This window comes from Aeromonas veronii bv. veronii (assembly GCF_000820225.1).
Classification (GTDB): domain Bacteria; phylum Pseudomonadota; class Gammaproteobacteria; order Enterobacterales; family Aeromonadaceae; genus Aeromonas; species Aeromonas veronii.
On the sequence record NZ_CDDK01000030.1, the window covers coordinates 1 to 663 of the forward strand.

Here is a 663-nt window from a genome sequence, read left to right on the forward strand (position 1 = left end):
AGCCGCGCCTTTGGCCACATCCGCCTTCATGCCGTACTTCTGCTTGAGCCAGAGGGCGTTGCGGGTGCCATTGGCGATGGTGGCGTTGCCAAAAACGGTGGTAATGGCGAGCAGCTCGATGGCGGGGTGAGCCTCGGCAAACAGGATGGCCATGGCATCGTCGATACCCGGGTCGGTATCCAGAATGATTTTATGGTTCATGAGAAATTCCTACGGTGACAAACCCTTCGGCAAAAGGGAGAGTCTACCCGGCTGACGGCCCCATATCCCGGCATGGGATCACAGACCGGGCCTTTGCTCCCGGCAGCGGGGGCGCTGCTGGCGACAATCTGCACAAAAAACGGCGCGGCCCTGTTGCCAGCGCCACGCCCTTTATCGTTGTTCGTTATCTGCTATCTGGCAGTGATCTGCCTGACCGGATCCTCAGTGCTTGCGGTGCCAACGCGGTGAGGTCGCCTTCTCCCCCCAGGGGGTGACGCAGGGGAGCAGCGCCCCTTCAATTACCATCTCGCTGCCTGCCAGCGCCTCGGCGATCTTCTGGTGCAGCACCCGCAGTACCTTGCCCTCGTGCTCGGCCAGAGAGTGGCCCGCGGCAAAGAATTCCGGCTGATATTGCAATGCCAGCTTCTGGGCGAATTCGTAGGTGTTGAAGCAATCCGGCAT

The 663-nt window shown here is 60.6% G+C and carries 2 protein-coding genes; both read right to left on the reverse strand.

The window, feature by feature from the left end:
* Positions 1 to 201: nucleoside hydrolase (locus tag BN1139_RS12515; protein ID WP_041980527.1), on the reverse strand; the 201-nt coding region annotated here is incomplete at its 3' end.
* Between the two features lie 222 nt (positions 202 to 423).
* A partial coding sequence (locus BN1139_RS12520; protein ID WP_041980530.1) for a hypothetical protein occupies positions 424 to 663 on the reverse strand: 240 nt, incomplete at its 5' end.